Source organism: Enterococcus sp. DIV0294, assembly GCF_050558155.1.
Lineage (GTDB): Bacteria > Bacillota > Bacilli > Lactobacillales > Enterococcaceae > Enterococcus > Enterococcus faecalis.
On record NZ_CP187889.1, the window covers coordinates 2,506,080 to 2,527,523 of the forward strand.

Genomic DNA, 21,444 nt, shown 5'->3' on the forward strand with positions numbered 1-21,444 from the left:
CTACAACTAAACATCTTTTAATAAGCCTTTAAATAAGCCCATTGCGAAATCGTTGGCATTAAATGGTTCTAAATCGTTAATGCCTTCACCTAGACCAACTAATTTCACTGGCAAGTGTAATTCATTCCGAATAGCAATGACAATACCACCTTTGGCTGTTCCGTCTAGTTTGGTTAAAACTAAACCAGTGACATCGGTTGTTTCTTTGAACTGTTTGGCTTGTGTCATCGCATTTTGCCCAGTAGTTGCGTCCACGACTAAGAGTACTTCGTGAGGCGCATCTGGAATTTCTCGTTGGATGACTCGTTTGATTTTTTCTAATTCCTTCATTAAGTTGACTTTGTTTTGTAAACGACCTGCTGTATCCACTAGCAAAACATCGGCCTGTTCTGCTTTGGCACGTTCCACTGCATCGAAAACGACCGCTGCTGGATCGCCGCCAGCATTCCCACGTACAACTTCAACGCCAGCCCGTTCGCCCCAAACAACTAATTGATCGATGGCGCCCGCTCGGAACGTATCGGCAGCGGCCATTAAAACTTTCTTTCCTTCCAACTTGTATTGATGGGCTAATTTACCAATGCTGGTTGTTTTACCAACTCCATTAACACCGACAAATAAAATCACGGTTAAGCCATTTGGCTGTAAGTTAATCGCATTATTTTCATTAATTCCTGCTTCTTCATACAAATCAACCATTTTTTCAATGATGGTATTTTGAACTTGAGCTGGTTTTTTCACGTTTCGCAGTTTCACTTCTTGTCGCAAGGCTTCTGTAATTTTTAAGGATGTATCAAAGCCTACGTCTGCACCAATTAACGTTTCTTCTAATTCTTCAAAGAAATCTTCATCGACGCTTCGGAAATTAGCAAACAATTCGTTCAACCGTTGACCAAATGTTTTACGCGTTTTTTCCAAGCCTTTTTCATATTTTTCTTGGACCTGCTCTTCTTTTGACTCTTCAATTTCTTCTGAAACCTGCGTGTCTGTTGGTTCTGCCAACGGAGTCACGACACTACTTTCTTCCTCAGGCGCTTCCACAACAACTTCTTGTGTTTCCTCTGTCAGGATTTCTTCTGGCTCTTCTTCTAACGCTTCTTCTACGCCAGCTAATTTTTCCATTTCAGCGTTATCTGTTAAATCGGCTGTTTCTGTGACTTCTTCCGCTGTCGTTTCTGGCGTTGTTTGCGCCTCTTCTGCTGCGGTTTCTTTTGATTCAGCAGGCGCTGATTCATCACTAGGTGTTTCGTCTACTGTTTCTTCAACAATGTCTTGTTTTTCTTCTTCCTTTTTTTCAGCGGAAAAAGCTTTTTTAATTTTATCAAAAAATCCCATTCTTATTGTCCTCCTTCCAACGGCGTTAAAATATATTTTTCGACCGCTTTAGCAACGCCATCTTGGTCATTCGTGTCTGTGACGACATCTGCGGCTTCTTTAACTAATGGAATCGCATTTGCCATGGCGACACCTAAGCCAGCGTATTCAATCATCGGTAAATCATTTTCTTCGTCCCCTAAGGTCATGATTTCTTCTGCACGGATTCCTAAATCTTTGGCTAACAAGGAAATACCATAGGCTTTCGTAATCCCTTTTGGCATAAATTCTAATAAGTTATTTCGCGTTTTAATAATTTCAAAGCGCTCATAAAAAGAGGCCGGAATTTCCTTGATGCGTTCATTTAAATACGCTTCATCAATCGCAACAACAACTTTGTTATAAATTCGATTTGGGGTTAACTCTTCTAATTTGTAGGACTCAAAGGTTAATAATTTGTTTAGAGAACTATAAATTGAAGGATAATTTGGGGCAGAAGGCAGTTGCATCACAACCTCATCGGATAAGACATCAAACGGCATGTTGAGTGTGGTTGCTAATTGGTACAGCTCATGAATCGCTTCCAAGGGCATCAATGTTTTCTCAATAATGGCCCCTGTATCATTTTTTTGAACCAACCCGCCGTTAAAAGTAATGCTATAATCGCCTTCATCTTGTAAACCTAATTCTTCTAAGTAAGGACCAATAGCTGCCAAAGGTCGACCTGTGCAGATAACAACTTTCACGCCTGCTTGTTTCGCAGCCATCAGTGCTTGTTTATTCCGTAAAGAAATCTCTTTTTGGCTATTTAATAATGTTCCATCTAAATCAATAGCAACTAATTTTATCAAACGTTCGCTCCTCCTTGCTTCTGGCTAATTGCTTTTTTCAATTGCACCACCTTCTTTGACCTCTTCCAAGCGAACTGAAACGATTTTTGAAACCCCAGATTCTTGCATAGTCACGCCATATAAAACATCTGCGGCTTCCATTGTCCCTTTACGATGCGTCACCACAATAAACTGTGTGCCATCTTCAAATTCGCTTAAATAATGGCCAAAACGAGCAACGTTGGCTTCATCTAAAGCTGCTTCTACTTCATCTAAAATACAGAACGGAACTGGTCGAACACGAATAATTGAAAAGAGTAACGCAATCGCCGTTAATGCCCGTTCGCCTCCAGACAACAAGCTTAAATGTTGTAATTTTTTCCCTGGTGGTTGCGCCTCAATCTCAATCCCTGTATTCAAGAGATCCTCTGGGTTAGTTAGCACCAGTTCTGCCCGTCCGCCACCAAACATATTGGGAAATACCACTTTGAACTGGCCACGAATTGCTTCAAAGACTTCTTTAAACCGTTCTTTCACTTCTTGGTCCATTTCATCCATGGTTTCAAATAATTGTTCTTTCGCATTTAATAAATCATCACGTTGACTGACTAAAAATTGATGGCGTTCATCGACTTGTTCAAATTGCTCGATGGCACTTAAGTTAACAGGTCCTAACCGCTCAATTTCTTGTTTTAGGCGTTTCACTGTTTGCTGTGCTTGCGCTAAATCATCGATTGGGAAATACGCTTCATAGGCAGCTTCAAAGGTTAAGCTGTATTCTTCCTGTAAGTAACTTAATGAGCTATCTAATTGCATTTCTGCACGATTTTTTAGGACTTCGATTTGTGTTTTATCTGCTAAATACTGTTGTTGGCGTTTGTTTTCTTCCGCTAATTTTGTATCTAACTCGTCTACTTCTTCTTGCAACGCTTGTCGTTGACTGCGTGCCGTTTGTAAAGACGTTTGCAACGCTGTTTGTTTCTCCGCTAATTGCGCGACTTGTGCCGCTAAGCCTTCTTCGGTTAACTGGTGATCGCTAGAATGGCTACTTAATTGTTGTAGCTGTTGACGGATGGCCGTTTCTCGAATCAACAATTCGTCCAATTGTTCTTGTTTGTCTTGCTTTTGACGAGCAAAATGGGCACATTGTTCCGCCGCTACTGCTTGTTCTGCTTGAACTGTCGTCAAGCGTTCTTGCGCTTGGGCTTTAAAGGTTTCCATTTGGCTAGCTTCTTGTTCCACTTGTTTCATTTCAGCATCTAAACGTTCTTTCGTTGCCGTTAAGCTTGCTTGTTGCTCTGTCAATGTGGCTTTTTTCGTTTGATATTCGGTTAAGAATTGATGCAATTCCCGTGATTCATATTCAAACAGACGTTTTTCTTTTGTTAAACGAGTAATCGTTTCTGTTTGATTGGCTAATTTATTGTCAATTTCTTGTTGTTTTAAGCGATTTTGTTCACCAGCAGAGCGCAACATTTCTGCACGTTCCATGGCTGTTTTCACTTCTTGAGAGAGCGCTTGGACTTCTTGTTCTACACTTCTTAGTTGTGTTTCTAATTGAGTCATTTGTTCAGTAATTGTTTGAAGTTCTTGCGCTTGTGAAAATAGGCTTCCTTGGTTGCCACGTTTATTGGCTCCCCCAGTCATCGAACCGCCAGGATTCATCACATCGCCTTCCAATGAGACAACGCGATATTGGTAATTGACTAATTTTGCTAACTGGTTGGCACTCGTTAAATCTGCCGCTAAAATCGTGACGCCTAAGAGATTTTGAATAACGGTTTGTACTTGTTCTGGATAACGAACTAATTCACTGGCAATCCCCACGAAGCCCGGTGCACCAGCCAAACGATTCTGAACCATCGCCGATACAGAGCGCGGCTTAATGGTGGTCAATGGTAAAAAGGTTGCTCGACCACTGTGTTGTTGTTTTAAGAAGGTAATGCCTGCACGACCATCTTTCTCATTTTCCACAACAATATGTTGCGCCGCACCACCTAAGGCCGTTTCAATCGCCAACGTATATTCTTTAGGCACTTCAATTAACTCAGCCACTGCGCCAACAATCCCAGTTAATTGGTTTTTGTGACGCAATACAGCTTTCACGCCTTGATAGAAGCCAGCGTAATTTTCTTGAATTTCTTGCAAACTTTTTTGGCGTGCCTTCGCTTGTTGCACTTGATTCATCGCTTGGTACATATCATTTTGACGCTGTGCTAATCGTTCACGTTTGGCTTCAAGCATTGCTTTCAACGCAGTGTATTCTTCCAGCTGTTCTTGTAAGCCTTGTTTTGCGACTTTTTGCTCTTTTTCTAGCGTTTCTTTCATTGCAAGAGCTTCAACCATCTGTTCTTCTAGCGCTTCGTGTTTTGCTAGCGATTGTTGATTTTTAGCTGTTTCTTGTTGATATTGTCGTTCTAAATATTTTAAGTCATTGGCTGTATTGGCTTGTTCTTGCATGACTTCCACATACTGACTGCGCAATTCTTCCATTAATTCTTTAGAAGACTTACTATATTTTTCCACATCTTTCGTTGCCAAAGCCAATGCTTCTTTTAACGTCTGACGTTGTGCCGTTTTTTCTGCGATTGCTGTTTCCAGCGTCTGCAATTCTTCTCGATAACGAACAATTTTTTCGGCCGTTTCTGCCAATGTCTCTTCGTATTCGCTTGCCGTTTGGGAGGTGTGTTTGGAACGTTCAATTAAAACATTTTTTTGTCCTTCTGCTTGTTTCAACGCTTCTGTCACTTGTAATAATTGTTGTTGTTCCGTTTCAATTTGTTCATCTAAACGATTGCGCTTGCTTCGTAAACGTACCAATTTGCCTTCTAAGTCATGGACTTGCTTACTTGCGCCAGCTAACTTTTCTTCAATGGCTGTTAATTCTTGCGTTTTCGTTTCCCAAATAGCTTTTGCTTCTTGAATTTCGGTCACAGTTAAATTGACATCAATTTCGGTAAGTTCTTCTTTCAAAGCTAAATACTTTTTAGCCGCATCTGCTTGGGCGGCTAGAGGAACTAATTGGTCTTCCAACTCGTAAATGATATCTTGGACACGGCTTAAGTTGTCCTCGGTTTCAAAAAGCTTTTGTTCAGCCTTTTTCTTTCGTTGTTTGTATTTTAAAACGCCCGCTGCTTCTTCAAAAATCCCTCGACGGTCTTCAGGTTTACTATTAAAAATCGCTTCAACTTTCCCTTGCGAAATAATTGAAAAAGATTCTTTGCCTAACCCTGAATCCATAAATAAATCTTGAATGTCTTTTAAACGGCACGCTTGTTTATTAATAAAAAAGTCACTTTCGCCCGTTCGTTTTAAACGACGGGTGACACTAATCTCACTATAATCCAATGCTAAATAATGGTCGCTGTTGTCTAACGTCACGGTAACTTCCGCAATATTTAGCGGTTTACGACCTTCCGAACCGGCAAAGATAATGTCGTTCATTTTGCCACCGCGAAGGTTTTTCGCAGATTGTTCACCTAATACCCAACGAACGGCTTCCGTGATATTACTTTTCCCACTTCCATTCGGACCAACCACTGCTGTCACATCATCTTCAAATTCAATAATGGTTTTATCTGCAAATGATTTAAATCCTGTAATTTCAATTCGTTTTAAATACACGAATATTGCTCCTTCCAGCCTTACTGAGGAATACTTTTCAGTGCCCGCTCAGCGGCATCCTGTTCAGCTAACTTCTTCGATTTTCCTTGGCCTAACCCAATGAGTTCACCATTCATGTAAACTTCAGTGAAAAAGGTGCGGTCATGAGCAGGGCCTTCTTCTTTAATTAAGCGATATTCAATTGAAACATCGCCTTTGCGTTGTAAAACTTCTTGTAATTGTGTTTTGTGATCCATCTCATGTGAAAAAGCACCGGCATCAATTTTCGGAAAAATAACGTCTTCAATAAATTTCTTGGCTGCGCCAACTTTTTGGTCTAAGTAGAGGGCACCTAAAAAGGCTTCAAATAAGTCACATAATAATGATGCACGTGTTCGTCCGCCCGATGCTTCTTCTCCTTTACCTAATAAAATGTAGTTGTCGAAGTGACATTCTTTCGCAAATTTGGCTAAACTATCTTCCCGAACGATGGCTGCGCGCATCTTCGTTAATTTTCCTTCTGGAAGTTCTGGGAATTTTAAATACAAATATTGTGAAACAATTAATTCTAAAACTGCATCTCCTAAAAATTCAAGACGTTCATTATCGGATAATTTTAAATAGCGATGCTCATTCACATAGGATGAATGAGTAAAAGCTTGCTCTAATAGATTGACATCATGGAAAACAATGCCGTAACGTTCTTTTAACTCTGTTGTTAACTGATTGTCCATTCTCCACATTCCTTTACATTTATTTACACCTTGTTTCATTATACTTTTTTTTTCACTTTTTTTAAATGGTTCTATTCAGAAAAAGCCTGTTATTCACTGTGTTCTCATTATTTTTTAGAAAAAAATAAATAAATAGAGCTGCGACTGAGATAAAAGCGTTTGTTTACGTAAGAGATAGAAAGAGCGTGGGACAAAAATCACTTTGGATTTTTGCGCCACGCTCAAAAACTGATAAACGGCGGGAACAGAAGCAACTCCTTCTTATTTCTCGGAGTTAAACACTTCTGTCCCGACCTCGTTCTATCTCTATTAAATCAGCGGAACGTTGTTTAACGTTTTTCCGCAGTGACACCCACCGTTGCCCATGGATTATCTTTCGTATCAACTGCCCAAGTAAAGTCAACTACACGGTCGTTGACAGGCAAGACTTCATTTCTGTAAAGCGTTGGGATTACAAACGCTTCATCAATGGCATACTCTTGCCAATCGTAGAAGGCTTTTTTACGTTTTTCTTCATCAAATGATGCTTTTGAATCAATCGCATCAAGTAATTTAGTATTTTCTTCTGACTCAAAACGTGTATAGTTAAAGGCTGAGTTTGGACCATATAAGCCGGTTGGTGAAGGATCTGAACCTGTGCCCCACGCGCCTTGATAGATATCTACTTCTGGGTCATCATTTTTCAATTTATCATAGAATGCTTGGAAATCAATTAAGCGTCCTGTTGTATACGTTACGTTTAAGCCAATTTCTTTCCATTGTTGGACATAGTAATCAGCAAGTGGTTGTGCAGTTTCGCCGCCTGACATTGAAGCAAACTTGATTTCTAGTGGTTTGCCTTCTTTGTCTTCGCGAATGCCATCGCCGTCTACGTCTTTATAACCAGCATCGTCTAATAATTTTTTCGCTTTGTCTAAATCAAGCGTATAGCCTTTCGCTTCGCTATCATGCAAGCTCTTGAAGACTGGTGGGATTAACGTTGTTGCCCCTGTTCTTAAGCCGTTGTAGAATTTTTGGCCGACTGCATCATTGTCAATTGCATAGCCCATGGCTTGACGTAAGCTTTTATCTGCCATTTTAGCTTTTGGATTGTATTTCACTGTATTGGTTTCTTTGTCAAACGTACCCATTTTAAAGCCAATATACGTGTAGGCTTGTTCGGGACGTCCTAAGATTTGATACCCTTCAGTATCTTTGTATGTTGGATACGTATCTGTTGGCATTGATAATGCAATATCGTATTGTTTCGCTTTCATCGCTTCTACAATGCTCGCAGAAGGAACAGATTTGAACACTAATTTATCTAATTTAGGTTTGCCACCGTAGTAATGCTCATTTGGTAGGTATTCAACAGATTCACCTGTCACAATATTACTCATGTAGTATGGTCCAATAGTCACAGGGTTTTTACGAACTGCATCGCTTGATTCCATGTCTTTAACAGCAATTCCTTCAAAGGCATGTTTTGGTAAAACTGAACCCCAAACACCGCCACCTAATTGTTGCATTCCTGGGTGAACTTCTTTATAAGTGATTTTAACTTCTTTATCATTGACTTTTTCTATGCCAGAAATGGTTGGCGATTTACCAGCATGGTAGTCTTCCATGCCAACAATATTCGTAAAGTTATCATCATAACGAATCCCTGTATAGTCTTTATGACCAATGACTTCATAAGAGAAAATCACGTCATCGGCTGTCACATCTTTACCGTCAGACCATTTCAAATTGTCACGTAATTTAATGGTCGCTGTATTGGCATCTTCATCTAATTTCAGATCCGCAGGACCCCCATCGACAATCTTAAAGTCTGCATCATTGTTAAATAATGGCTGTACTGTTGGAAGCATGTATTGTGCATCATAGTTGTCTTGATAAAATTCTTGCTGGAAAAGTCCTTGGAATTGTGTATCCATAACTACAGCGACATCTAATGTCCCGCCATCAATTGCTTTTTTATCATTTTTAACAGCGATTGGCATTTTTGAAATGTCTTCTGTTTCCGTTGCTTTATTGCCCCCGCCTTTATTGCCGCCACCACATGCAGCTAACCCGAATACTAACACAGAAGCTAACGTGATTGCACCTAAAATCCGTTTCTTGTTCATCTCTTTTCCTCCCTCATTTTTTGGCTAATTAGCCTAATCGTTGTCGTGCATCTGCTGAGCGCTTAAATGCTTGTCCAACATAGTTTATACTTAACATCAAGACTAAAATTAGAATTGATGCAGGTAACCAAACCCATTGTTTATTGACTAACACATCCCCACTGCTGGCGTAGCCAATTAAGGTTCCTAAACTTGGGACACTTTGTGGTAACCCGAAGCCTAAGAAAGTTAACGTTGTTTCGATCCCGATATTGGCCGCGAAATTAATCGTTAAGTTCGTAATAATTAATGAACTTAAATTCGGCATAATTTCTCGAAACATAATTTTAAAATCGCTTGTTCCCATTGTCTTAGAGGCACTAACGTAATCTCGGCGCCCTTCAGATAACGTTTTACTGCGGAACAACCGCGCTTTTCCAACCCAATAAAACGCACACATAATCCAAATAAAGGACCAGATACTATATTTAGGAATCACGGAAACGAACACAATAATAATTAACATAATTGGCAAAATCATAATAAAATCCACGATACGCATCAAAATATTATCAATCATGCCTCCATAATAACCGGAAATAATCCCTAAACCGACCCCGATAATAGACGTAATAATCGTAATGGCAAAACCGATTAAAATCGAGTTCCTAGCCCCGATAATCAATTGTCCTAAAACATCACGACCACCTTCATCGGCACCTAAAATGAACTTGGTGCCATTCATTGTAACGGTACCTGGTTCCGCATATTTATCTAAAATACTTACATGCATAACGGCACTTTGGTCTAACACTAACGAACCGATAAAAACGGCTAATAAGATAATGACCAAAAGGATTAAAGAAAACATCGCCATTTTTTCTTTGACGAATTCTCGCGCAATCATCCGAAAGCCCATTGGTGGAATACTTTCTTGTAAGACTTCTTCTCTTTTTTCTTCTGTCAATTCCATTTTTATCACCCTTTCTTCGTGTTTTTTCTACTGAATTCGAATTCTTGGATCAACAATACTCATTACAATATCAGAAATTAAGGTTCCGATAAGGGTTGCCAATCCCAAAATCAACACGAGAGCGGTAATAACGGAATAGTCACGTTGAATGATACTATCAATAAATAATTTTCCAATTCCTGGGAAAGCAAAAATCTTTTCAATAACGACTGATCCGGCAATCAAAGCAGTAATTTCATAACCTAATTGAGAGGCAATTGGTAATGCTGCATTTCTAAAAATGTGTCGATTAAAAATTTTATTCGTTGGCACTCCTTTTGAACGAGCAGTACGAACAAAGTCCATGTTTTTAACATCAATCACTTCACTGCGCAAATATTGAATAGTGACCGCTGTCCCTAGCAACGCTTGAGTGACCCCTGGTAAAATTAAATGCTTCAGTTTATCTAAATAATACGGCCACGTTCCCTCAGCCAAACCAACAGTCACGGTTCCACTCGTTGGGAACCAGTCTAAGCGATACCCAAAAATAAAGAGCATAATCAAGGCAAAGATGAATAATGGCACGGCAAAACTGAAGAAGTTGTAGATAACCACCATTTTGTCAAACCATGAATTTTGGTAACGGCCAGCAATTAAACCGAAAGGAATGGCGATTAAATACGTGATTATAACTGACACAGCGGCCAATGCAATCGTATTCCCCACCCGACCAGCAATGAGCGTGGACACAGGTAACTTAAAGATAAAACTATGCCCAAAATCTCCATGTAAGGCATTGCCAATCCAACGGAAATATTGTTCGTACCAAGGATCATTTAACCCGGCAGCTTCGCGCATGGCTTCAATCACTTTCGGGTCTTGGTTCGGATTAATCAATCCTGTAAACGGATCACCTGGCATCATTTTAGCCAACAGGAAAATCAAGACACTTAAAATAATCACTTGCGGAATCATCAATAACAAACGGCGTAAAATTGTTTTCCACATTATTCAGCACCTCCATTTTTTAACGCTACTTGGTGGGTTGGACTAATCGCATGTAAGTTATAAACCCGCCCATTTTCATCATAATAGTCTTTATGATTTTCCCGATACTCTTGCTCAACTCTTCTTCGTTCTTCTTTGTGAGCTTCTCGGTTCGCTACGTCAATTTTAGGAATTGCTGAAAGTAAGCGTTTGGTATAAATGTGTTGTGGATTAGTGTAAATATCTTGGCGTGTACCGATTTCTACAAAACGGCCTTTGTACATAATGGCAATGTTGTCACACATATGTTTAACTACGCCCAAATCATGGGAAATAAATAAGTAACTTAACCCATATTCCTGTTGAATGTTTTTCATAAAATTCAATACCTGTGCTTGCACAGATAAGTCCAGTGCTGAAACAGGTTCATCTGCAATAATTAATTTGGGGCTGGTAGCCACCGCTCGGGCGACGCCTAAACGTTGGCGTTGTCCACCAGAAAATTCATGAGGATATTTGTATAACGCATCTTCTGGCATCCCCACAATGTCCAACAAACTTTTGACTTTTTTCTTTTCTTCTTGGTCACTTAACCGTTCAAAATTTCGAATTGGTTCAGCGATAATATCTAGTACTCGTTTTTTAGGGTTTAAACTTGACATCGAATCTTGGAAAATCATTTGGACATCTTTGTTGTATCCGATCGCTTTTCGACTTCGCGGCTTGGTTACATCTTGTCCTTGATAAATAATTTCACCATTTGTAATTTTTTCTAAACCAATAATTGCTTTTCCTGTCGTTGATTTTCCAGAACCCGATTCACCAACTAACCCATACGTTTTACCTTGTTCAATCATGAAATCCACACCATCAACCGCCAAAACATGATCAGTGATTCGATTGAAGAAGCCGCTGCGAATTGGATAATGAACTTTTAAATCTTTAATTTGAATAATTTCTGTCATTACGCTTCCCCTTCCCCGTCTCTAAAATGAAAATGTTTATAACATGTACAACGAACAAAATGATTCGGTGCAACTTCATGTAATGTTGGATTTTCTTCATGTTCCGATGCATCAATCCAAGGAATTCGTGGGGCAAACCGACAACCTTTTCTAGGTAATTTGGTTAACGAAGGAACAATCCCTTCAATCACATGAAGTTCTTCTTCATCTGAATTCTCTTGGGGAATGGACTGAAGTAAGGAACGTGTATATGGATGTTTCGGATGACTAAACAATTCTTCAGCAGTGGCTACTTCTACAAACTGACCCGCATACATAACCGCTACACGATCAGCCATTTCCGCAACTACACCTAAGTCATGGGTAATTAAAATAATGCCGCTCCCTGTTTCTTCTTGCAAATCTTTTAACAAATCGAGAATTTGTGCCTGAATGGTAACGTCTAAGGCCGTTGTGGGTTCATCTGCAATTAAAATCGGTGGTTTACACGCGATTGCAATGGCAATAATCACCCGTTGGCGCATGCCGCCAGACAATTCATGAGGATACTGTTTCCCGACACGCTCTGGGTTGGGAATCCCCACTTGATCTAACAGTTCAATGGCCCGTGCTTGTTTTTGTTGTGCGGTCATTTTGGTATGATACGTTAGACTTTCTTTAATTTGGTCTTCAATTCGCATGAGCGGATTCAGTGCAGACAACGGATCTTGGAAAATCATCCCAATATCGTTTCCTCTGACTTTGTTGTACAATGTTTCATTAAACGTAGTTAAGTTTAAATTGTTGTATAAAATTTCCCCAGTAATTTTGGTATGATTGGGATCATGTAAGCCCATAATCGTTGTTGCTAAGGTACTTTTTCCACAACCAGATTCTCCGACGATTGCCAGAATCTCATTTTTCTTCAATTCAAATGAAACATCATCGACGGCATTATAATAATCATCTTTGATTCTAAATGCTGTTTCTAATCCTGAAACCTCTAGTAATTGTTCATTTCCTTGCATCCATACGCACCCCTTACGTCCTTTCAAAAACATTATATAAATTAACTAATATTTAATGATAGCACTTTCTAATTTTTATCAATGTTAATTTACAACTCATTGTTTTTTCATAATTTTATAGAATTATTCCATAAAAAGCAAGATAAAATAACTTTTTTCGCAGTTATTTTTTTACATGTATGATTTTTTTTACAAAAATATGTGTAAAAATAGCCTTATTGCTTAATAAAATAACCATTATGTACGCAAAAAAAGTCGATTAACAGGAATGTTAATCGACTTTGTCTTATTATTTTTTATGAATTACTCACAATATAATCTACAGCGGCACCAACTGTTTCAATTTTTTCTGCATCTTCATCTGAAATCTCTGTTCCAAATTCATCTTCAAGTTCTAAAACAAACTCCATTACGCTAATTGAGTCAGCGTTCAAATCATCTTTAATGTTTAATTGATCTGTTACTTGATCCGCTTCAATATCAAAGTGGTTTGAGATAATCTTCGCTACTTTTTGAAGTACTTCTTCACGAGTCAACTGTATTCACCTCCACTGCTTTTGAAAAAAGGTTCTTTCTTTTACTAAAACGCTAAGATACATTGTACTCACAATTTGGGTATTTGTCCATCTTTTTTTCATTTGAGTAACAAACTGATGTCAAGACAATTGCAAATTACTCTGCTTTGCCTTCATAATATTCTACTAGTTGTGGGACAACTTGGGTTTCTAACATTGTATGAATTTGACGAATGGTGTAGCGGACGGCATCAGGACCCGTGGCCCCATGCGTTTTAATGACTGGCGCTTTTAAGCCAAATAAAACCGCCCCCCCATGTTTTGAGTAGTCCATTTCGTCTTTCATGCCACGCAACGCATTCTTTAATAATAAGGCGCCCATTTTTCCTTTGACACCTTCAGAAAGAATCGCTGTTTTCAGCAAGCTCATCATGTTCATAGCTGTGCCTTCGATGGATTTTAAAACGGCATTTCCTGTGAAGCCATCTGTCACCACCACGTCAGCTACGCCATTTAATAATTCTCGTGCTTCAACGTTTCCGACAAAATTAATCGTTTCATCTGCTGCTAACAATTCGAAGGCTTTTTTCGTTAATTCACTGCCCTTTGTTTCCTCAGTTCCGTTATTTAATAGACCAACACGAGGATTCTGAACGTTCCGAACTTTTTCAGCATAGAATGAACCTAAAACGGCATACTGAACCAAATGTTCTGGTTTATTGTCTGCATTGGCTCCTAAATCTAACATGTCAAACCCTTTGTCTGGTTCTCCCATGACAGGTAAAGTTGACATCAAACCGGGACGTTCCACATTTTTGATGCGGCCGACAATGAACAGACCCGCTGCTAATAGCGCTCCGGTGTTGCCTGCAGAAAAAATCGCATCGGCTTCCCCATTTTTAACTGCTTGCGCTGCTAAAACCATGGAAGCAGTTTTCTTACGACGGATTGCTTTAACTGGCTCATCGTCACTAGCAATTTTTTCATCGGTATGAATAATCGTAATGTTTTTTTCATCGGTGATGTATTTTTTTATTTCGGCTTCTTTTCCATATAATTGAAATTCAATGTCTGGGAAGTCTTGTTTGGCTAGCATAACCCCTTCAACAATTGCTTGTGGGGCGTTATCTCCACCCATTGCATCTACAGCAATTTTCATGAGTGATTCCCTCCTACTTTTTTGTTTCCTAACAAGTATAACATATTTTTTTCAAAGAAATACGCATTGGCTTTTACTTTCTGGCTTCAAAAATTACCTCTTCTAATCGAAAAATTGGGCTGCCTCATCTTGGGGTTTCACTCGATTGGCTAAGCCTTGATAAGCAGGATATTGCCACCATTCTTTCACTTGCCATAGGGCACTTGCTTCTTGGCGTGCAACTTCTAAAATGTTAAAGTCCGTCACGATATCTCCTACCGCAAATTGAGGCACCCCTGATTGCCGTGCACCGAACACTTCCCCAGGTCCGCGAAGTTCCAAATCACGCTCACTCAAGACAAAACCATTGGTGGTTTCTGTCATGATTTTCATACGCTCAACGCCCATTTCATTTTTCGGATTGGCCACTAAAATACAATAAGATGCACTGGAGCCACGCCCCACACGGCCCCGTAACTGATGTAACTGTGCTAACCCAAACCGGTCCGCATCCATAATTAACATCACCGTGGCATTTGGTACATTCACGCCAACTTCAATAACGGTGGTAGAAACCAATAATTGCAGCTGATTGTCTTTGAACTCCTGCATAATGTCATCTTTTTCTTGATTTTTCATTTTACCATGTAGTAATCCCACTTGATATCTTGGGGAATAAAAGCTTTGCATATGTTCAAAAATTTCTGTTGCGTTTTTCACATCTAAGGCTTCTGATTCTTCAATCAAGGGACAAATAATATAGGCCTGATGTCCTCGAGCTAGCTCTTTTTCCATCCATTCTAAAACAGTATCTAACTGCGGCGGCCGAATCCAACGTGTTTCGATTGGAATCCGTCCAGCTGGCATTTCATCGATGATTGATACATCCATTTCGCCATAGGCTGTAATGGCCAGCGTTCGAGGAATCGGAGTGGCCGTCATGAATAAAACATCTGGTTTTAAGCCTTTTTCTCTTAATATTTTTCTCTGGTTCACACCAAAACGATGTTGCTCATCGGTGATTACCAAACCTAATTGATGGAAACTGACATCTTGTTGTATCAAAGCATGGGTCCCTACCACAATGTCAATCTCGCCATTGGCCAGTTCTTCGAGGATTAGACGACGTTCTTTCGTTTTGGTGGAACCTGTTAATAAGGCCGTTCGCACTTCTAATGGATCAAACAACTGCTGTAAGCTTTCCATGTGCTGTTGCGCTAAAATTTCAGTCGGAACCATTAACGCCCCTTGAAAGCCAGCGGTCATGGTGGCGTATAGCGCAATCGCAGCCACTACCGTTTTCCCACTCCCCACGTCACCTTGAAGCAATCGTTGCATATGCTTCGGACTTCGCAAGTCTCGACAAATTTCATTGGTCACTTTTTTTTGGGCGCCTGTCAATTCAAAAGGCAGTCCTTGGGTGAACGTTTTTAAGCGATCCACGTCATATTGAATAGCTAAACCATTTTTTTCCGCTTTTTCTTGTTTCTTCAATCCTTGCATTTTAAGTTGGAAAAGAAAAAACTCTTCAAAGACTACTCGCCGTTTAGCTTGATGGCTTTCTTCTGGATTACTGGGAAAATGCATCGCCCACATTGCTTCTTTTCTAGGCATCAAGCGGTACTTTTCTAATAAATCATTCGGTAAAATCTCTTCAACCAGTGAACCATACTCTTCAAAAGCAGTGCGGATTAACTGAACCAACGTGCTTTGGCGGACTTTTTTATTTACATGATAAATGGGGGCGAAATCTTCATTGTCTCCTTTAGAAGCTAAGATTTTCATGCCATTTAATGATTTTCTCTTGGCATCCCATTTGCCATAAACAGCAATTTCTTCGGAAAGAACTACTTTGTCTTTTAAAAAAGGTTGATTGAAGAAGGAAACATTAATGACCGCATGTTCTTGCATCATTCGAAACGTTAACCGGCTCTTCTTATAACCGTACCGACTAACGACTGCTTCCGAAACCACTAGCCCTTTTAGCGTAACTTTTTCCTGATCCTGAATCTCGCTTAAATCCTTTTCTTGGATATCATCGTAGCGGAAGGGATAATACGTCAATAAGTCTTCAATTGTAGCAATCCCCAGTTCTTGTAAATTTTCAGCACGTTTTGGGCCAACACCGGGCAATACGCTGACTAAATCTGTGATGTCCATAAAATCCCCTCCTCATTAATATACGCAAAAAAATGGATCATTCATTAAATAGGCTGGTTCATTAGCCCTAACTAATGAACCAGCCTATTCGTTTTTATTTTTTCATCACGAAAACCTATTCTGCTGAGAATAAGTATGGATACACAGGTTGTCCACCTTCATGAAGTTCTGTTTCTAGTTCATCGTTTTCAGAAACTAAAATAGCGATTAGCTTTTCAGCTTCTTCAACCGAACCATCTTCGCCGACAATAATTGTCACGATTTCAGTGTCTTCATCAATCATGCGGTTCAACGTGTCTAATGATGCATTAAAACGATCTGCTTCAGAAACGACGATTTTACCATCAATCATTCCTAAGAAGTCATCTTTTTTAATTTCAACGTCATCAATGGTTGTGTCACGAACAGCTGTGGTTACTTGACCACTCACAACGCTGTCTAACATTTCCGTCATACTTGCTTTGTTTTCTTCTAATGATTGTTGATCATTGAAAGCTAACATTGCTGTCATTCCTTGAGAAATGGTTTTAGATGGAACAACCGCTACTGGTACATCGGCAACTTCTGCTGCTTGATCAGCTGCCATAAAGATGTTTTTGTTATTTGGTAAAATAATGACTTGCTCTGCATTCACTTCTTTGACTGCTTTTAAAATATCTTCCGTACTTGGGTTCATTGTTTGGCCACCACTAATAATGTAGCTTGCACCTAAACTTCGGAATAATTCTTGAACGCCTTCACCGGCTGCAATAGCAATCACAGCAAACGGTACGCGAACTTTTTCAGTCAACGCTTCTTGCTGAGCATCGCGTTCAACTAACGTTTCATGTTGTAAACGCATATTGTCTACTTTTATTTTTACTAACGAACCAAATTTTTGGCCGTAGTTCATCACTTCACCTGGATGCTCAGTGTGCACGTGAACTTTGATAATTTCGTCATCGTTAACGACTAATAGAGAATCGCCTAGTTCATTTAAGTAGTTTCTGAATGTTTCATAATCAAAAGCGCTGTCCACGGTTGGGCCTTCGCCGATACGAACCATAATTTCTGTACAATAGCCAAATTTAATGTCTTCTGTCGCAACGTGACCACTAACACCACGATGATGTTCAGCATTAACCATTTCGTCCATTTCGGCAGGACTTGGTTCATACGTTTCAGTTGGTAAAAATTCACCACTAAGCGCTTCTAAAAATCCTTCATAGATAAATAGTAGTCCTTGACCCCCACTATCTACAACGCCGACTTCTTTTAGGACAGGTAATAAATCAGGTGTTTTCGCTAAGGCACGTTTAGCGCCTGCTACAACAGCTGTCATAACTTCGATACAGTCATCTGTTTCTTTCGCTTTACGTTCACCAGAACGCGCCGCTTCACGAGAAACAGTTAAGATTGTTCCTTCAACGGGTTTCATCACTGCTTTATACGCTGTTTCTACACCATGTGTAAAGGCAGCGGCCAAGTCTTTGGCATTTAATGTTGTAACCTCAGGAATTTGTTTTGAGAAGCCGCGGAATAATTGAGATAAAATAACCCCAGAGTTTCCACGAGCACCCATTAATAACCCTTTGGATAACGCACCTGCTAATTCTCCTACTTTTTCAGAGCGAGAATCGGCCACAGCCTTTGCACCACTGGTCATTGATAAGTTCATATTTGTTCCTGTATCACCATCGGGTACAGGGAAAACGTTTAATGAGTTGACATATTCTGCATTTGTGTGCAGACGAGTCGCACCTGCCTGGACCATTTCCTGGAACTGACCTGCGCTGATTTCTGTTACATTCACCTAAAAAATCCTCCTTCAGATTTACCGCTAACGGCAACACACGACTTCCTTGTGCAATTGCATCGTTGACAGTACACTACCTCTAATCCGGTAATACACGAACTCCTTGAACAAAAACGTTAACTGAATTCGCAGTGACACCTAATAATGTTTCAAGATTATATTTTACTTTTTCTTGGACGTTACGAGAAACTTCAGAAATTTTTGTACCATAACTAACAATCGTGTAGACATCCACTGCGATTCCGTTGTCTTCTTGACGAACAACGACACCACGTGAGTAATTCTCACGACGTAAAATATCGTTTAAGTTATCTTTAATTTGATTTTTGCTTGCCATTCCGACAATTCCGTAAATATCTGTCGCAGCTCCGCCAACTACTGTAGCGATCACATCATTGGTAATCTCAATGGTACCTGCGGGTGTTTGAATTTTTACAGCCATTGATGAAAGCCTCCTTATAAGAGCACATTCGCCCTATTTTCTTCCATAACATTTTATCATATCCAGCCTTTAATTAAAAGGAAGTTCGTCAGATATTTTCATTCTTCCACTTCTAAGTGAACATTCTAGCAAGATTTCAATTTACTCTTTTTGATTGCTAAAGTCAAATCATAGAAAAAAATCTTCTTGCAAATCAGTGCCTAATATGATAAATTAAGTTAGTATGAGCTGAATATTATCGCTCCAAGATCAAGGCAAAGGAGGAAACTTAAAATGGCAAAAGTATGTTACTTCACTGGTCGTAAGACTTCAAGTGGTAATAACCGTTCACATGCGATGAACTCAACAAAACGCACTGTGAAACCTAACTTACAAAAAGTTCGCGTATTAATCGATGGTAAACCTAAAAAAGTTTGGGTGTCAACTCGTGCTTTGAAATCTGGTAAAATCGAACGTGTTTAATAAACTTAAATAAGCAAAGCTGGACGTTCGTTGTTCGGCTTTTTTTATTGCAAAAAAAAAAGAAGTTGGACCTTCATCACTTTGATGAAGGTCCAACTTCTTTTTACTTATCTTTACTTTGAATAACCGCAATCATCCCTGCATCGAAGGAAAAAGCAGCGGCTTCTTCGATAAATTCATTACTTGCATACGATGTTGGGTAAGGAACATCTTGATTGGTTAATAAATATTTACTACGTCGTAGCGTCAAGTTTTCTACAGGCGTCAAACAGCAGTAGGCCAGATATTCTTTATCTGGCTCTTTCGGTACGATATACGAACCAGGGGCGTAATACTGGATGCTATTTTGACGATCGCATAGACGGATTTGACGAAGTACGCCTTGAAATCGTGGTTCAAAGGGTAACCAAAGATTGGCTAACAGGTGGTCAATTCTGCCCCCTGTCGCACCGATAATCGTCATCTCTGCTTGTGGAAATCGTTGTAAAGCTTCTTGAAGCGCTAATTGTGTGTCTGTATCATCTTTTTCAGCAGGTGCTTGGATGAGTGTTTCGGCAGTTTCTTGGACAAAATGGTATTCTTCTCGTGATAATGAATCAAAATCGCCAACCGCTAATTGTAACGGTAAATCGGCCTCTAATAAATGGAGACAGCCGCGATCAATACCTACGAAATAATCATACGTAGCTGGTTCAATGGTTGGCCAATCACTTGGATTGCCGCCAGCTACCAGTAAGACACGACTCATTTGTCTAGCACTGCTCTCAGTGCATCGATTCGTTCTTGAGGATTTTCAGCATTATAAATGTAGGAGCCTGCAACGAACACTTCCGCACCGGCTTCTTTACAACGTGCGGCAGTTTCAGGAACAATCCCGCCATCGACTTCAATTTCATAGGTGTATCCTTTTGTTTCTTTCCATTCTTTTAATTGAGCAATTTTTTCTAGTGAGTTTTCAATAAATGATTGTCCGCCAAAGCCTGGATTGACAGTCATTACCAAGACTTGATCTGCCAAATCTAATACATTTTCGATCATCGAAAGTGGTGTCCCAGGATTGATGGTTACGCCAGCTTTCACACCCGCATTTTTAATCATTTGTAAGGCACGATGAATATGGGGTGTTGCTTCTTGATGGACGGTAATAATATCCGCACCGGCTTCCGCAAAGGCATTGATATAGTTTTCAGGTTGTACAATCATCAAATGAACATCCAATGGTAGTTTTGTAACTGGACGAATCGCTGAAACGATATTCGGTCCTAAGGTAATGTTGGGCACAAATTGACCGTCCATGACATCAACATGAATATAATCTGCTCCTAATTCTTCTACTAAACGGATATCTCTTTCTAAATTGGCAAAATCGGCACTTAAAATGGATGGTGCTAGTTTCATTTGGCTCGCTCCCTTTATATTTGCTATGATTTTTTCTTATAAACAGGTCGTCGATTCTCGATTTCCATTAAAAACTGTAAATAATTTTCGTAACGACTCGCCGCAATGGTTCCCGCTTCCACTTGACGTTTCACTTCACAACCAGGTTCTTTGTGGTGCATACATTCACGAAACTTACAGTGAGAGGCCGCGGCAACAAATTCAGGAAATTGCTTTGGTAATTCCACTGCTTCCATCTCCAAGAAATCGATGGCACTAAATCCTGGTGTATCAGCAACCAAACCGTCGTATAATGGAATCAATTCCACGTGACGGGTCGTATGTTTGCCCCGTCCTAAAGATTGGGAAATTTCCGCAGTTGCTAGTTGTAATTCTGGTGAAATTTGATTCAACAATGTTGATTTTCCAGCGCCTGATTGTCCCATAAAAACAGTCAACCGTTCTGGGAAAAAGCGTTCTAATTCTTTGGTGGCTTCTACGTCTTCCGAAGCGATTACCGCATAACCTAACGCTTCATAAATCTGTTTAATTTCAGTGACTTCTTGACGTTGCGGCTCATCTAATAGATCAACTTTCGTTAAATAAATAACTGGTTCTATATCCTTATACTCTAAGCTGACTAAGAAACGATCCAACAAATTAAACGAAAAATTTGGCGAAACCATACTCATGACAACCACACCTAGATCCACATTTGCAACAGGCGGGCGCACTAATTCATTTCGTCTTGGTAAAATTTCCAACACATAACCATCTGTTAAATTATCGCTTTCAAAAAGTACTTCATCTCCCACGAGTGGCGTAATTTTTCGATTACGAAAATTCCCTCGCGCTCTTGTTTGATATGTTTCTCCATCTGCGTATACATAATAAAAACCGCTTAACGCTTTTCTGATTTGACCTTTCAGATAAACCACTCCTAACTACTTTCGAATATACAGGATAGTGGCAGAGAAATCAAGGGAGCCTCTCGATTCTATTAATTAAAAAGAGCCTAGGACATAAGTCGAAATGACTTACCTTCCTAGACTTAAATCTTAAGATAAATGGCG

Annotated in this window: 18 protein-coding genes; 1 reads left to right on the forward strand and 17 read right to left on the reverse strand. The window is 39.7% G+C overall.

The features are described from left to right. Positions 1–6: 6 nt before the first annotated feature. From ftsY to IGJ20_RS12240, 14 genes are all read right to left on the reverse strand, one after another. On the reverse strand, positions 7–1,335 hold the full coding sequence (gene ftsY, locus IGJ20_RS12175; RefSeq protein WP_126254755.1) for a signal recognition particle-docking protein FtsY: 1,329 nt from the start codon (positions 1,333–1,335) through the stop codon (positions 7–9). Positions 1,336–1,337: 2 nt separating this feature from the next. Beyond that, positions 1,338–2,165, reverse strand: coding sequence for a Cof-type HAD-IIB family hydrolase (locus tag IGJ20_RS12180; RefSeq protein WP_002359053.1), 828 nt, complete (start codon positions 2,163–2,165; stop codon positions 1,338–1,340). Positions 2,166–2,189: 24 nt separating this feature from the next. After that, a complete protein-coding gene (gene smc / locus IGJ20_RS12185) occupies positions 2,190–5,768 on the reverse strand; it encodes a chromosome segregation protein SMC (RefSeq protein WP_430605241.1) in 3,579 nt (1,192 codons plus the stop codon). 20 nt (positions 5,769–5,788) lie between these two features. Next, positions 5,789–6,481, reverse strand: a complete 693-nt coding sequence (rnc, locus tag IGJ20_RS12190) for a ribonuclease III (protein WP_002354946.1) — start codon at positions 6,479–6,481, stop codon at positions 5,789–5,791. A gap of 329 nt (positions 6,482–6,810) precedes the next feature. Continuing rightward, on the reverse strand, positions 6,811–8,589 hold the full coding sequence (gene opp2A / locus IGJ20_RS12195; protein WP_002365357.1) for an oligopeptide ABC transporter substrate-binding protein Opp2A: 1,779 nt from the start codon (positions 8,587–8,589) through the stop codon (positions 6,811–6,813). Positions 8,590–8,617: 28 nt separating this feature from the next. Next, positions 8,618–9,541: an oligopeptide ABC transporter permease Opp2C gene (opp2C, locus tag IGJ20_RS12200; RefSeq protein WP_002365358.1), complete on the reverse strand. Its 924-nt coding sequence runs from the start codon at positions 9,539–9,541 to the stop codon at positions 8,618–8,620. 27 nt (positions 9,542–9,568) lie between these two features. Further along, positions 9,569–10,531, reverse strand: coding sequence for an oligopeptide ABC transporter permease Opp2B (opp2B, locus tag IGJ20_RS12205; RefSeq protein ID WP_002354943.1), 963 nt, complete (start codon positions 10,529–10,531; stop codon positions 9,569–9,571). Beyond that, positions 10,531–11,475, reverse strand: coding sequence for an oligopeptide ABC transporter ATP-binding protein Opp2F (opp2F, locus tag IGJ20_RS12210; protein ID WP_002354942.1), 945 nt, complete (start codon positions 11,473–11,475; stop codon positions 10,531–10,533). The genes opp2B and opp2F overlap by 1 nt, the downstream gene beginning before the upstream one ends. Continuing rightward, positions 11,475–12,515 carry an oligopeptide ABC transporter ATP-binding protein Opp2D gene (gene opp2D, locus IGJ20_RS12215; protein WP_002365359.1) on the reverse strand — a complete coding sequence of 347 codons (1,041 nt, stop codon included), beginning with the start codon at positions 12,513–12,515 and terminating at the stop codon, positions 11,475–11,477. Before opp2D ends, opp2F begins: the two co-directional genes overlap by 1 nt. Positions 12,516–12,778: 263 nt before the next feature. Beyond that, on the reverse strand, positions 12,779–13,018 hold the full coding sequence (acpP, locus tag IGJ20_RS12220; protein ID WP_002354939.1) for an acyl carrier protein: 240 nt from the start codon (positions 13,016–13,018) through the stop codon (positions 12,779–12,781). Positions 13,019–13,154: 136 nt separating this feature from the next. After that, on the reverse strand, positions 13,155–14,156 hold the full coding sequence (gene plsX, locus IGJ20_RS12225; protein ID WP_002354938.1) for a phosphate acyltransferase PlsX: 1,002 nt from the start codon (positions 14,154–14,156) through the stop codon (positions 13,155–13,157). A 102-nt stretch (positions 14,157–14,258) separates the two neighbouring features. Then, positions 14,259–16,295, reverse strand: coding sequence for an ATP-dependent DNA helicase RecG (gene recG, locus IGJ20_RS12230; RefSeq protein ID WP_002359051.1), 2,037 nt, complete (start codon positions 16,293–16,295; stop codon positions 14,259–14,261). A gap of 115 nt (positions 16,296–16,410) precedes the next feature. After that, positions 16,411–18,087, reverse strand: coding sequence for a DAK2 domain-containing protein (locus IGJ20_RS12235; protein ID WP_002354936.1), 1,677 nt, complete (start codon positions 18,085–18,087; stop codon positions 16,411–16,413). An 82-nt stretch (positions 18,088–18,169) separates the two neighbouring features. Continuing rightward, positions 18,170–18,532, reverse strand: coding sequence for an Asp23/Gls24 family envelope stress response protein (locus IGJ20_RS12240; protein ID WP_002354933.1), 363 nt, complete (start codon positions 18,530–18,532; stop codon positions 18,170–18,172). Between the two features lie 273 nt (positions 18,533–18,805). Here IGJ20_RS12240 and rpmB point away from each other — a divergent pair, with 273 nt between their 5' ends. Next, the gene (gene rpmB, locus IGJ20_RS12245) at positions 18,806–18,994 is read left to right on the forward strand and encodes a 50S ribosomal protein L28 (protein ID WP_002354928.1); all 189 of its coding nucleotides are present in this window, start codon (positions 18,806–18,808) and stop codon (positions 18,992–18,994) included. Between the two features lie 103 nt (positions 18,995–19,097). Here rpmB and IGJ20_RS12250 read toward each other — a convergent pair whose 3' ends face one another. From IGJ20_RS12250 to rsgA, 3 genes are read right to left on the reverse strand one after another with little or no spacing between them, the layout of a single operon-like run. Beyond that, a complete protein-coding gene (locus IGJ20_RS12250; RefSeq protein WP_002361010.1) occupies positions 19,098–19,742 on the reverse strand; it encodes a thiamine diphosphokinase in 645 nt (214 codons plus the stop codon). Continuing rightward, complete coding sequence (gene rpe / locus IGJ20_RS12255; protein ID WP_002354925.1) at positions 19,739–20,392, reverse strand: ribulose-phosphate 3-epimerase; 654 nt, start codon at positions 20,390–20,392, stop codon at positions 19,739–19,741. The genes IGJ20_RS12250 and rpe overlap by 4 nt, the downstream gene beginning before the upstream one ends. 23 nt (positions 20,393–20,415) lie before the next feature. After that, positions 20,416–21,309 (reverse strand): ribosome small subunit-dependent GTPase A, encoded by an 894-nt coding sequence (gene rsgA / locus IGJ20_RS12260; protein ID WP_126254753.1) that lies wholly within the window; start codon positions 21,307–21,309, stop codon positions 20,416–20,418. Between the last annotated feature and the right edge of the window lie 135 nt (positions 21,310–21,444).